The organism is Pseudomonas sp. CC6-YY-74 (assembly GCF_002025205.1).
In the GTDB taxonomy this organism is placed as follows: Bacteria; Pseudomonadota; Gammaproteobacteria; order Pseudomonadales; family Pseudomonadaceae; genus Aquipseudomonas; species Aquipseudomonas paeninsulae.
The window spans coordinates 4,957,594-4,970,446 of record NZ_CP019947.1 but is presented as its reverse complement, the minus strand read 5'-3'; the positions used below and the strand labels follow the sequence as shown (position 1 = coordinate 4,970,446).

General features: G+C 62.1%; 9 protein-coding genes and 1 pseudogene. 7 read left to right on the top strand and 3 right to left on the bottom strand.

All coding sequences use genetic code 11. The annotated features are described in order from the left end of the window. The first annotated feature begins 170 nt into the window (after positions 1–170). From acs to B2D37_RS22570, 7 genes and pseudogenes are all read left to right on the top strand, one after another. Positions 171–2,108: an acetate--CoA ligase gene (gene acs, locus B2D37_RS22600; protein WP_079204790.1), complete on the top strand. Its 1,938-nt coding sequence runs from the start codon at positions 171–173 to the stop codon at positions 2,106–2,108. Positions 2,109–2,283: 175 nt separating this feature from the next. Then, entirely contained in the window at positions 2,284–3,159 is an 876-nt protein-coding gene (locus tag B2D37_RS22595; RefSeq protein WP_079204789.1) for an oxygenase MpaB family protein, read from the top strand. A 134-nt stretch (positions 3,160–3,293) separates the two neighbouring features. Continuing rightward, positions 3,294–4,475: an acetyl-CoA C-acetyltransferase gene (locus B2D37_RS22590; protein ID WP_079204788.1), complete on the top strand. Its 1,182-nt coding sequence runs from the start codon at positions 3,294–3,296 to the stop codon at positions 4,473–4,475. 129 nt (positions 4,476–4,604) lie between these two features. Further along, the gene (locus B2D37_RS22585; RefSeq protein ID WP_079204787.1) at positions 4,605–5,621 is read left to right on the top strand and encodes a class I SAM-dependent rRNA methyltransferase; all 1,017 of its coding nucleotides are present in this window, start codon (positions 4,605–4,607) and stop codon (positions 5,619–5,621) included. Positions 5,622–5,724: 103 nt separating this feature from the next. Further along, positions 5,725–8,638, top strand: a pseudogene (locus B2D37_RS22580) (DUF748 domain-containing protein). 13 nt (positions 8,639–8,651) lie between these two features. Next, positions 8,652–8,951, top strand: a complete 300-nt coding sequence (locus tag B2D37_RS22575) for a DUF2845 domain-containing protein (protein ID WP_079204786.1) — start codon at positions 8,652–8,654, stop codon at positions 8,949–8,951. Between the two features lie 56 nt (positions 8,952–9,007). Further along, a complete protein-coding gene (locus B2D37_RS22570) occupies positions 9,008–9,304 on the top strand; it encodes a DUF2845 domain-containing protein (protein WP_256573128.1) in 297 nt (98 codons plus the stop codon). Between the two features lie 54 nt (positions 9,305–9,358). Here the strand turns inward: B2D37_RS22570 and B2D37_RS22565 are convergent, their stop codons facing one another. The 3 genes from B2D37_RS22565 to pnp all read right to left on the bottom strand — a co-directional run bounded on the left by B2D37_RS22565 (position 9,359) and on the right by pnp (position 12,804). Then, entirely contained in the window at positions 9,359–9,556 is a 198-nt protein-coding gene (locus B2D37_RS22565; protein WP_079204784.1) for a CsbD family protein, read from the bottom strand. Positions 9,557–9,622: 66 nt separating this feature from the next. Then, a complete protein-coding gene (locus B2D37_RS22560) occupies positions 9,623–9,991 on the bottom strand; it encodes a BON domain-containing protein (RefSeq protein ID WP_079204783.1) in 369 nt (122 codons plus the stop codon). Positions 9,992–10,698: 707 nt separating this feature from the next. After that, complete coding sequence (gene pnp, locus B2D37_RS22555; protein ID WP_079204782.1) at positions 10,699–12,804, bottom strand: polyribonucleotide nucleotidyltransferase; 2,106 nt, start codon at positions 12,802–12,804, stop codon at positions 10,699–10,701. Positions 12,805–12,853: the final 49 nt, after the last annotated feature.

Genomic DNA, 12,853 nt, shown 5'->3' with positions numbered 1-12,853 from the left:
CCGGCCCTGGCCGGGTTGTGGCTTTCTACCGGTCGGTTTAGCCAGCAGCCAGCACCGCGCAGGCCGCCGGCCACGGATTCGCAGTCAAGGCCATGCGCTGCACTTGAACCCGACGACGGCTCGGGTGCTAACCTTAGGCCATCGAGGCCAGACAAGAATAAGGACCAGCCATGTTCGAGATCACCCGCCACCCCGTCAGCAAGGTCGTGCGAGAGCGCGCGCACCTCAACCACGACGACTACCAGCGCCTGTATCGTCACTCCATCGAGCAACCGGCAACCTTCTGGGCCGAACAGGCCAAAGCCTTTCTCGACTGGTCGAAGCCCTGGGACGAGGTCTATAGCGGCGACCTGAACAAGGGCCAAGTCAGCTGGTTCAAGGGCGGGCAACTGAACGTCAGCTACAACTGCATAGACCGGCACCTGGAGCAGCGCGGCGAGCAGATCGCCCTGATCTGGGAAGGCGACAACCCCGCCGAGTCCGCCAACATCACCTACAACAAGCTGCACCATCACGTCTGCCGCCTGGCCAATGTACTGAAGAGCCGCGGCGTGGGTAAAGGCGACCGGGTGTGCATCTACATGCCGATGATCCCGGAGGCGACCTACGCCATGCTCGCCTGCACGCGCATCGGTGCGGTGCATTCGGTGGTGTTCGGCGGCTTCTCCCCGGATGCTCTGCGCGACCGCATCCTCGATGCCGATTGCCGCACGGTGATCACCGCCGACGAGGGTGTGCGCGGCGGCAAGTACGTGCAGCTCAAGGCCAACGTCGACAAGGCGCTACAGAGCTGCCCGGACGTCGCCACGGTGGTGGTGGTCGAGCGCACCCAGGGCCAGATCGACTGGGTGGAGGACCGCGACATCTGGTACCACGAGGCGCTGCAGGCCGCCAGCAGCGACTGCCCTGCGGAACCGATGGACGCCGAAGACCCGCTGTTCATCCTCTACACCTCCGGCAGCACCGGCAAACCCAAGGGCGTGCTGCACAGCACCGGCGGCTACCTGTTGATGGCCGCCATGACCCACAAGTACGTGTTCGACTACCACGAAGGCGATATCTACTGGTGTACCGCCGATGTCGGCTGGGTCACCGGCCACAGTTACATCGTCTACGGCCCGCTCGCCAACGGCGCCACCAGCCTGGTGTTCGAGGGGGTGCCCAACTACCCGGACGCCTCACGCTTCTGGCAGGTAATCGACAAGCATCAGGTGAACATTTTTTACACCGCGCCGACCGCCCTGCGCGCCCTGATGCGCGAAGGCGAAGAGCCGGTGAAGAAAACCTCGCGCAGCAGCCTGCGCCTGCTCGGCAGTGTCGGTGAGCCGATCAACCCGGAAGCCTGGGAGTGGTACTTCAATGTGGTCGGCGACAGGCGCTGCCCGATCGTCGACACCTGGTGGCAGACCGAAACCGGCGCCATCCTGATCACCCCATTGCCCGGCGCCACCGACCTCAAGCCCGGCTCGGCGACCCGTCCGTTCTTCGGTGTGCAACCGGCGCTGCTGGACGAGCAGGGCAAGGAGATCGACGGTCCGGGCAGCGGCGTGCTGGCGATCAAGGCCAGCTGGCCGAGCCAGATCCGCAGCATCTACGGCGATCATCAGCGCATGGTCGACACCTACTTCAAACCCTACCCCGGCTACTACTTCACCGGCGATGGCGCACGCCGCGACGAAGACGGCTACTACTGGATCACCGGCCGGGTCGACGACGTGATCAACGTCTCCGGTCATCGCATCGGCACCGCCGAGGTGGAAAGCGCCCTGGTGCTGCACGATGCGGTCGCCGAGGCGGCGGTGGTCGGCTACCCGCACGACATCAAGGGCCAGGGCATCTACGCCTTCGTCACGCCGATGAGCGGCGTGGAGCCCAGCGATGATCTGAAAAAACAGCTGCTCGACATGGTCGGCAAGGAAATTGGCAGCTTCGCCAAACCCGAAATGATCCAGTGGGCACCCGGCCTGCCGAAAACCCGCTCGGGCAAGATCATGCGCCGCATTCTGCGCAAGATCGCCTGCAACGAGCTGGACACCCTCGGTGACACCTCGACCCTGGCCGACCCCAGCGTGGTGGACAGCCTGATCGAGCAGCGCCTGAACCGCTAAAACCTAGGGCGGACCAGCGGCGGCCGCTCAGGAGCGCAGCGAACAGTCCGCCGCCGTGGCGTTTCCTTTGCCTCGGCTGGCGCACTGCTTGGCGAGTACGCCCTACCCTGTAACCTCGCGGGAGGAACCAGCAAACTGGCTCCTCCCTTCCCTGCAACCCGAGCATTAGCTGTTGATGGAATTTCTTCGCCGGCGTATCGAAAGCCAGGTATTCAGCCTCAGCGGCATCGCCTTGGGTCAGATCGACTTCGAACACCCCAAGGGTGACCCCGGCCTGTTCGGCCCCGACTCAATCAGCTGGCAGGTGCATGGCGACTTCACCAGCATGCTGATCGGCGGCATCAGCGCCCTGCTCCTGCAGGCGCTGCACCCGCTGGCGCTGGCCGGGGTCTGGGATCACTCGAATTTTCGCGACGATCTGCTCGGCCGCCTGCGCCGCACCGGCCAGTTCATCTCCGGCACCACCTTCGGCGCCCGCGCCGATGCCGACTGGCTGATCGACAAGGTCACACGTATCCACCTGCAGGTTACCGGCACGGCGCCGGATGGCCGCCCCTATGCGGCCAGCGACCCCGCCCTGCTGACCTGGGTGCACGTGGCCGAGGTGCACAGCTTTCTCCAGGCCCACCTGCGCTACCGCAATCCCCGACTGAGCGAGGCCGACCAGGATCGCTACTACGCCGAGATCGCCTTGATCGCCGAGCGCCTCGGCGCCAGCCAGGTGCCGCGCTCGCGCAACGAAATCAGCGCCTACCTGGCAGCCATCCGCCCGCAGTTGCGCTGCGAACAGCGCTCCCGGGAGATTCTGCGCATCCTGCTCAATGCCCCGGCGCCCAGCGCCCTCGCCGTCCCGGTAGGCAAACTGCTGACCCAGGCCGGCATCGACCTGCTGCCGGCCTGGGCGCAGAACATGCTCGAACAACCCATCGGTCCAGTGCGCAGCCGCGTGATTCACGCCGGCGTTCACAGCCTGGCCCCCGTGTTGCGCTGGGCCGTGCGCAACGGTGCCATCCACCGCGCGCGCAAACGCCTGGGCCTGCCGCCCGCTTGATGCGGCGCCAGGCCGGTGTCTATCACGCCTGCGCCTGACCGGCCGGTTCCCCCACTGGCCCAAAACCAAGCCCCTGTGCAACCATAGCGCCCTTGCTGCAACTCGCCGCCCCCACTTTCTTGAGGAACCCCATCATGCAAGAAGTCGTCATCGTCGCCGCCACCCGCACCGCCGTCGGCAGCTTCCAGGGTTCGCTGGCGGGCATTGCCGCCCCCGAACTGGGCGCCGCGGTGATCCGCCGCTTGCTGGAACAAACCGGCCTGAACGGCGCCGAGGTCGACGAAGTGATCCTCGGCCAGGTGCTCACCGCAGGCAGCGGACAGAACCCGGCACGCCAGGCAGCGATCCTCGCCGGCCTGCCCCATGCGGTACCGGCACTGACCCTGAACAAGGTCTGCGGTTCGGGCCTGAAAGCCCTGCACCTGGGCGCCCAGGCGATTCGCTGCGGCGATGCCGAGGTGATCATCGCCGGCGGCATGGAGAACATGAGCCTGGCCCCCTACGTCATGCCCGGCGCACGTACCGGCCTGCGCATGGGCCACGCCCAGTTGGTCGACACGATGATCACAGACGGCCTGTGGGACGCCTTCAACGACTACCACATGGGCATCACCGCCGAGAACCTGGTGGACAAGTACGCCATCAGCCGCGAGGAACAGGATGCCTTCGCCGCCGAGTCGCAGCGCAAGGCCTGCGTCGCCATCGAGGCCGGCCGCTTCAAGGATGAAATCACCCCGATCCTGATCCCGCAGCGCAAAGGCGAACCGCTCAGCTTCGCTACTGACGAACAGCCGCGCGCCAGCACCACCGCCGAATCATTGGCCAAGCTCAAGCCGGCGTTCAAGAAAGACGGCAGCGTGACTGCCGGCAATGCCTCCAGCCTCAACGACGGCGCCGCCGCGGTGCTGCTGATGAGCGCAGGCAAAGCCCAGGCCCTCGGTCTACCGGTGCTGGCGCGCATCGCCGGCTACGCCAACGCCGGCGTCGATCCGGCAATCATGGGCATCGGCCCGGTCTCCGCCACCCAGCGCTGCCTGGCCAAGGCCGGCTGGAGCCTGGAGCAGCTGGACCTGATCGAGGCCAACGAAGCCTTTGCCGCCCAGGCCCTGGCCGTTGGCAAGGAATTGCAGTGGGATGCGAGCAAAGTCAACGTCAACGGTGGCGCCATCGCCATCGGCCATCCGATCGGCGGTTCCGGCTGCCGGATTCTGGTGACCCTGCTGCACGAGATGATCAAGCGCGATGCCCACAAGGGCCTGGCCACTCTGTGTATCGGTGGCGGTCAGGGCGTGGCTTTGGCGATTGAACGCGGATAAATAACGCTCCCCGCGAAGGGCGGGTGCAACCCCAGCCATCGGCGGGTTGCACCCGCCCAACTGGCTGGCATAGCAGGCTCCAGCGCTTTTCTTGATAAACTGCGCGCCCCCTTCTCCGAGTCGCAGCGTATGCCTTCTCTCGAACAGGCGCTGCGCGCCGCACTAGCCCATCGCCAGCCATTGCTCGCTGAACTGAACCAGCAAGGCACCGACTGTTATCGGCTGTTCCACGGCAGCCAGGAAGGCGCCAGCGGTCTGACCATCGACCGCTACGGCCCGCAGTTATTGGTGCAAAGCTTTCATCAAAGCCTCAGTCATGACCAGCTGCTGCAACTGGCTGAGCAGTGCAAGCAGGCCCTCGATACGCCGCTATTGCTGGTCTACAACGACCGCTGCCAGGGCAATTCGCGGATCGATCGCAGCGACCCGGTCTATCAGGCCCAGCCGGCGGCCCTGGAAGACCTGATCGGTCATGAATGGGGCCTCAACTATCGCGTGCGCGGTCGCCATGCCGGACAAGATCCGTTGTTGTTTCTCGACCTGCGTAACGCCCGCGGCTGGATCAAGGCGCACAGTGCCGGAAAATCCGTGCTCAACCTGTTCGCCTATACCTGCGGCGTCGGCCTCAGCGCCGCGGCTGGCGGCGCCCGCGAAGTGATCAACCTGGATTTTGCCGAAGGCAACCTGGCGGTCGGTCGCGAAAACGCCGCACTCAATCCCGGACTGGCGCCCATGCAGTTCATCCAATCCGATTATTTTCCGGCGATTCGCCAATTGGCCGGGCTGCCAATCAGCGCACGGCGCGGGCATAAGTTGCCCGATTACCCGCGCCTGCAACCGCGCCAGTTTGACCGGGTCTTGCTCGACCCGCCAGCCTGGGCCAAGAGTGCCTTCGGCACCGTCGACCTGCTGCGCGACTACCAAAGCCTGCTCAAACCGGCGATTCTCGCCACCGCCGATGACGGCATGCTGATCTGCTGCAACAACTTGGCAAAGGTCGCCCTCAGCGACTGGCGCGCGCAAGTGCTGCGTTGCGCGGAAAAGCTGGGCCGCCCGGTACGCGACTGTCAGGTGCTGGCGCCAGCACCGGACTTTCCTTCACTTGACGGCCAACCACCGTTGAAAACCCTGATCCTGCAGTTCTAAGCCAACCCCGAGCCCGCACAGAAAACACCGCCCGCCTTACCTCTGGAACTACCCACGCGTGCCATACTCCAAAGCATTTCTCGTCGCGATTGATGGCGTTTTTATGCTTAAAGGAATAAAGCGCGCCGCTGGCGCCCTGTTGATTGCCATTGCACTCTATAGCCTGCTGGGCTTTCTGATCCTGCCCGGCATCGGCCTGCGTATCGCCAACCAGCAATTTGCGCAATACGCCAACGCGCCCGCCACGCTGGAACGCGTGCAACTCAACCCCTTTAGCCTGGAAGCCAGCCTCTGGGGCTTGCGCATCGGCGAACCCGGCCAGGAACAAGTGGCCTTCGAGCGCCTCTATGCCAACCTGCAACTCGACAGCCTGTGGCGTGGCGTTCTGCACCTGAGTACTGTCGAACTGGATAAGCCACATACCCAGGTGCAGTTCGCCAAGGACGGAACACTCAACCTGACCCAGCTGTTCAAGTTGCCAGCCAGTGCCGAGCCGGCCACCGAGCAGCCGCCGAGCGAGCCTTTCCCGCTACGCATCGCCCACATCAAACTGGCCGGCGGCAACCTGCACTTCCTGGATCTGCGGCCGAGCGAGCCCATCGAGTTGCTCTACGACGACCTTAGCGTAGAGCTGCACAACCTCAGCACCCGGCCCGACGACAGTGCCGAAATGACCCTGGTCGCCACCGGCCAAAATGGGGGGCGGATCGACTGGAACGGACAGATCAGTCTGGTGCCGCTCAGCTCCAGTGGCAGCCTGAAAATCAGCGACGGCAAGATCAAGGCCCTCTGGCCCTATGTACGCGATGCCGTGCCCCTGGTACTAGAGGAGGGGGTATCGACCTGGCCACCGACTACACGCTGAGCCTGGCCGATAACACCCAACTGCTGCTGCACAACATCCAGGTCAAGATCGCCCCGTTCGCCATCAAAGCGCCGGACGGCCGCCATTTGGTCAAACTGGCCAACCTGGAAATCAGCGACAGCAGCCTGGATCTGGTCAAACAACGGGTGGTGGTCGGCAAGTTACGCAGCCAGCAACTGGAAACCTGGGCCGCCCGTGAAGCCGACGGCCAACTGGACTGGCAGAAACTGTTCGCCAGCGCGGCGCCCGACACCGCACAGCAGAACCGGACGCCGCAGAAAAGCACAGCCGCGGCGCCGGGGAAACCCTGGCAAGTGCTGCTGCGCGATGTGCAACTGCGTAACTATCAGGTGCACCTGGTCGACCGTGTACCAGAGCAGGATGTTGCACTCGATCTGGGCCCGCTCGACCTCGACCTGCAGAACTTCGACAGCCTGGGTACCTCGCCCTTCACGCTCAAACTGGATACCGGCCTGGGCAAACAGGGCAAGTTGCACGCCGAAGGTCAGGCACAACTGAACCCGACCACCGCTAGCCTGCAAGTCGCTACTCGTGCGCTCGACCTGCGCGTGGCCCAGGCCTACCTCAGCCCCTTTGTGCGAATCGAGCTACGCAGCGGCCTGCTCGATAGCGACCTGGAACTCGCCCTGAGCGCGACCGAGCCGCTGGCCTTTAGCGTCACCGGCAAGGCCCAGATCAACCAGCTGCATACCCTCGACACCCTCAAGGAGCGCGACTTCGTGCGCTGGCAGCAGCTCGACCTACTCGGCCTGAACTACCAGCACGGCGACAGCCTGAATATCGACAAAGTGCAGCTCAGCCAGCCCTATGCACGCTTTATCATCAATGAAGACCTGACTACCAACGCCAGCGAACTGCTAATCGCCCCAGCGACCAGCCCCGCAGAATCCGCTGCCCCTGCTGCCAAGTCCGAGTCGGCCAGCAAACCGCTGAGTATCCATATCGGCGAAGTCACCCTCGCCGACGGTTCGGTCAATTTCGCCGACTTCAGCCTGACCCCTAATTTTGCCACCGCCATCCAGCAGCTCCACGGCAGCATCGGTACCCTCGACAGCCGCACGCAAGCGCCGGCCAACGTCGATATCGTCGGCAAGATCGACCGCTACGCACCGGTCAGCATCAAGGGCAGCCTTAACCCCTTCGACCCGCTGGACAGTCTGGACATCATCACGCAGTTCAAACAGGTCGAACTAACCACTCTGACGCCCTATTCCGGAAAATTCGCCGGCTATCGCATCCGCAAGGGACGCCTCAATCTTGACCTGCATTACCGCATCAGCAAGGGCAAGCTGAATGCCGAGAACAGCGTGGTGGTCGAACAGTTGCAGTTGGGTGAAAAAGTCGATAGCCCCAGCGCGGTCGACTTGCCGATTCGCCTAGCGGTCGCCCTGCTCAAGGATAGCGACGGCAAGATTGCCCTGAGCCTGCCGGTGCAGGGCGACCTCAACAACCCCAATTCAGCGTGATGCCAATTGTCTGGAAAACCCTGCGCAATCTGATCCTGCGCGCGGTTCAAGCGCCGTTCAAATTTCTTGGCGGCTTGATCAGCGGCGGCTCTGCGATGGACTTGAGCACGGTGCACTTCAACCCGGGCAGCAGCGAACTCGACAGCAGCGCCCAATCCGCCTTGGACCTACTCGCCAGAGCCCTGAAGGAGCGCCCGGCGTTGAGCTTGGAGGTCGAAGGCACCAGCGCACAAAGCAGCGACGGCCTGCCACTGGCCGAGCAGCGCCTAGAGCGCGAATACCAGAACACCTATCACAAGATTCTCCAGCGCCGTGGCGATACGGTCCCGGTCGATGCCAGCCAACTACAGGTCGCGGACGACGAAAAAGGCCCGCTGCTCGAAGCCATCTACCGCCGCCGCCTGAAACAGCAACCGCCCGCCGCATGGAACGAATTGGACAAGCAACAGCGGGTCGTTAATTTACGCAATGCCGTCCTCCAGTTCTGGAGCAAAAGCCAATTATTGCAACGCCAACTGGCCCAGACCCGCGCCTCCAACATCAAGGATTATCTGGTCGAGCGTGGCGGCCTGACTGACGAACGCATCTATCTGCTGGATGTCGGCTTCGGCCAGGCGCAAGCGGACGGCCGAGTGGCGACGTCGCTGAGCCTCGATAGCCGATGAGACGGAGTCCACTATGAGACGGCTTAGCCCCATTTTTCTAGCCTTGGCGCTCAGTTGCTGCGCCGCTACGGCCCAGGCCGATACCCTGCGCTGCGGCAGCCAACTGGTCAGCGTCGGTGATCGCTCCTTTGAAGTGGAGCAGAAATGCGGTGAGCCGGCCTTCCGTGATCTGGTTGGCTACACCCTCGGGTCATACGAACGGCGCGAGTTCAAGATCGAGGAATGGGTCTACGGACCCAGCAACGGCATGCTCACCATCCTGACCTTCGAGGGCAACCGCCTGACCCACATCGAACGCCGACGCGGCCACTGACAAACGCCTGCCCGCAAGGTAGCCTGAGGCATATCCTTGTCGAACTGGTTAACCCCGTGAAAGCGCTCCTCACTGCCCTGCTCATTCTGCTGGCCGGTAGCGTCCAGGCCTCGACCTTGCGCTGCGGCAGCGCCTTGATCAGCACCGACGACGCCAGCAGCGAAGTGCTCGGCAAATGCGGCGAACCGAAGAGCCGTGACTTTATCGGCTACCGCGAAGTGATCGACATCTACGGTTTTCGTCGCGAAGTGTCGGTGGAAGAATGGACCTACGGCCCGCGCAATGGCATGTACTATTTCCTGCGATTCGAGGGTAACCGCCTGCGCACTATCGACAGCAAGCGCGGCAACTGAACACGACAAAGCCCCACGAGCATGACCCGCAGGGCTTTGATCTTACGTTTGCGCTTACAGCTTGCTGCTGAAGTCGCGCAACTCATCCTCGGCCTTTTCCTTGGTCCAACCGTAACGCTCTTGCAGCTTGCCGGCCAGGTATTCGCTATGGCCTTCGGCCACATCCAGGTCATCGTCGCTCAGATTGCCCCAACGCGCCTTGATACGACCATTGAGTTGCTTCCACTTACCTTTGATTACGTCGGTATTCATGCGGTTGTCCCGTTCGCTGGTGAGGCCCGGCTCGACTGGTATGAGCCGGGCGGTTTGCCACGTGATTTAGTCGGCGGATTTCAGGCCGTCGGCAGACACCGCAGTAACACCTTTGATTTCCTTGGTTTTAGCTATCGCCAGGTCACGCTCGGCATCACTGGCAACCACCCCGGAAAGGGAAACCACCCCCTTGTTGGTTTCAACTTTTATATCCAGACCGCTGAGGCTGTCATCGGCAAGGAAGGTCGACTTCACCTTGCTGGTAATCCAGGTATCGGAAACAGCCTCTTCGGCCTTGTCCATGGTGGCGCTTGCAGCCAGCATGATCGGCTGCGCGGCAGTGCGGCTATCGGCGAAGGCGGTACCCGCAAGCGACAGGCTCAAAACCGTAGCGGTGATAGCGGCAAAAGCGAACGTATTGATTGGCTTTTTCATGGGTATTGACTCCTGTACGTTGCAAACAATCTGCAAGCCATTCCAAGCTGCAGTCTCCCCTGTACTGTTGCAAGCCATGCGCCAACTCTAAAACCCAGTTATAGTTTTATTTATCAAGCACTTAACGAAACAATAAAAACCCTTAACCATGCAGTCTGCATGCTCAGGCCAATATTCTCGGGCAAATTGCACGACACTAAACTCAAGCACACCCGCTTCGACCTGCCTGCAAAGCCGCCTACTTAGAGGGCCTTCGCTTCCAAGTGAGTGCCCCCTGCCGGGCGCACAAAAACAGGGCCTGAAGGCAAGCCGCTCACTGAAGGTGTTGATGCCGAGTAGTTAAGCCCAACTAGCGCCGGATCCAGTGGCCTGCACGGTTGGATGGTTAACTCAAATTCGCCGGTTTGAGTCTTATCTGTGGGAGGCCCGACCTCGGCGTGCCCTGCACCGCGCCAGCACAACCTGGCAGCCCAGCGGGCTGCATTCGCCGCGGGCCGCTTCTCCTACACGGTTATGGACCGGCTTGAGCCCATGGAAGGGTTAATCGATCTGGCCACTAGAAACAAAAAACCCCCGGAGAAATTATCTTCCGAGGGTTTTTCATTTCCGGCCCAGGCGGGGCAAGTCTTTCAGCTCAGTTCATCAACACGGTTACTGAACGGCTTGACCTAAAGGGCGTTCTTTAAACGCGTAAAGCTCGCGGGTAATTAAGCGCCCGATGCTTCAGCGGCTGCCACATCTTTGATCGACAGCTTGATACGGCCGCGGTTGTCCACGTCCAGTACCAAGACCTTCACTTCCTGACCTTCTTTAAGAATGTCGGTGACCTTCTCGACGCGCTGATCGCTCAGCATCGAGATGTGCACCAGACCGTCCTTGCCCGGCAGGATGTTGACGAAGGCGCCGAAGTCGACGATGCGCTCGACCTTGCCGACGTAGATCTTGCCGATCTCGGCCTCGGCGGTGATGCCGAGAACGCGCTGACGCGCAGCCTCTGCCGCTTCCTTGGTTTCACCGAAGATCTTGATGGTGCCGTCGTCTTCGATGTCGATCGAGGCCTTGGTCTCCTCGCAGATGGCACGGATGGTTGCGCCACCCTTACCGATCACGTCGCGGATCTTGTCGGTGTCGATTTTCATCGCGATCATCGTCGGCGCATTGGCCGACAGTTCGTTACGCGAGGTAGCGAGGATCTGGTTCATCTGGCCGAGAATGTTCAGGCGCGCTTCCAGGGCTTGGCCCAGGGCGATTTCCATGATTTCTTCGGTGATGCCCTTGATCTTGATGTCCATCTGCAGCGCGGTAACACCCTTGGCGGTACCGGCTACTTTGAAGTCCATGTCGCCCAGGTGATCTTCGTCGCCGAGGATGTCAGTCAGAATGGCGAACTTCTCGCCGTCCTTGACCAGGCCCATGGCGATACCGGCAACCGGTGCCTTCATCGGCACACCGGCATCCATCAGCGCCAGGGAAGCACCGCAGACCGAAGCCATGGAGCTGGAACCGTTGGACTCGGTGATTTCCGATACCACACGAATGGTGTACGGAAACTCGTCGGCGCTCGGCAGCATCGCCGAGATGCTGCGGCGGGCCAGGCGGCCGTGGCCGATTTCGCGACGACCGGTAAAGCCGACACGACCGCACTCGCCGACCGAATAGGGCGGGAAGTTGTAGTGCAGCATGAAGGGGTCTTTGCGCTCGCCTTCGAGGGTGTCGAGCAGCTGTGCATCACGTGCAGTACCCAGGGTCGCAACCACTAGGGCCTGAGTTTCGCCGCGGGTGAACAGTGCCGAACCATGGGTCTTCGGCAGCACGCCGACTTCGATGGCCAGCGGACGTACGGTGCGGGTGTCGCGGCCGTCGATACGCGGCTGACCGTTGACGATGTTCTCGCGCACGGTGCGGTATTCGACTTCACCGAAGGCTGCTTTCACCTCGGCGGCAGTCGGTTGACCTTCTTCGCCAGACAGCTTGGCGACGATCTGCTCACGCAACTCGCCCAGACGAGCATAACGCTCGTGCTTGACGGTGATGGCGTAGGCCTTGGAGATTTCTGCACCGAACTCGCTGCGAATGGCAGCCAGCAGTTGGGTGTTTTCCGGCTTAGGCTGCCAATCCCAGGTCGGTTTGGCGGCTTCGGCAGCCAACTCTTTAATAGCCTGGATCGCGCACTGGAAGCCTTCCTGGGCGAACAGCACGGCGCCCAGCATCTGGTCTTCGGTCAGCTCTTTGGCTTCCGACTCGACCATCAGCACGGCATCAGCGGTACCGGCCACGACCATGTCCAGGCTGGAGGCTTTCTGCTGCTCATAAGTCGGGTTCAGCAGGTAGCCGGAGTCCGGGTGGAAGGCTACGCGTGCAGCACCGATAGGGCCGTCGAACGGGATGCCGGAGATCGCCAGGGCCGCCGAGGTACCGATCATTGCAGCGATGTCCGGATCGGTCTTCTTGCTAGTGGAAACCACGGTGCAGAGAACCTGCACTTCGTTCTGGAAACCTTCCGGGAACAGCGGACGGATCGGCCGATCGATCAGGCGCGAGGTCAGGGTCTCTTTCTCGGACGGACGGGCTTCACGCTTGAAGAAGCCGCCGGGGATCTTGCCGGCAGCGTAGGTTTTTTCCTGGTAGTGCACAGCCAGGGGAAAAAAGCCCTTGCTTGGGTCGGCAGTCTTGGCGCCGACCACGGTCACCAATACGCTGACGTCGTCGTCAACGCTGACCAGTACTGCGCCAGTGGCTTGACGGGCGATACGGCCAGTCTCGAGGGTAACGGTCGATTGACCGAACTGAAATTTCTTGATTACCGGGTTCACGGTGTTTTCCTTCTCTTTTTTGCCTTTGGGGAAAGCGGTTTCTTGCAGA

Excerpts from the sequence above, each read along its gene's own strand:
- acs (WP_079204790.1), top strand. The coding sequence starts at position 171 with ATGTTCGAGATCACCCGCCACCCCGTCAGCAAGGTCGTGCGAGAGCGC.
- B2D37_RS22595 (WP_079204789.1), top strand. The coding sequence starts at position 2,284 with ATGGAATTTCTTCGCCGGCGTATCGAAAGCCAGGTATTCAGCCTCAGC.
- B2D37_RS22585 (WP_079204787.1), top strand. The coding sequence starts at position 4,605 with ATGCCTTCTCTCGAACAGGCGCTGCGCGCCGCACTAGCCCATCGCCAG.
- B2D37_RS22590 (WP_079204788.1), top strand. The coding sequence starts at position 3,294 with ATGCAAGAAGTCGTCATCGTCGCCGCCACCCGCACCGCCGTCGGCAGC.
- B2D37_RS22575 (WP_079204786.1), top strand. The coding sequence starts at position 8,652 with ATGAGACGGCTTAGCCCCATTTTTCTAGCCTTGGCGCTCAGTTGCTGC.
- B2D37_RS22565 (WP_079204784.1), bottom strand. The coding sequence starts at position 9,556 with ATGAATACCGACGTAATCAAAGGTAAGTGGAAGCAACTCAATGGTCGT.
- B2D37_RS22560 (WP_079204783.1), bottom strand. The coding sequence starts at position 9,991 with ATGAAAAAGCCAATCAATACGTTCGCTTTTGCCGCTATCACCGCTACG.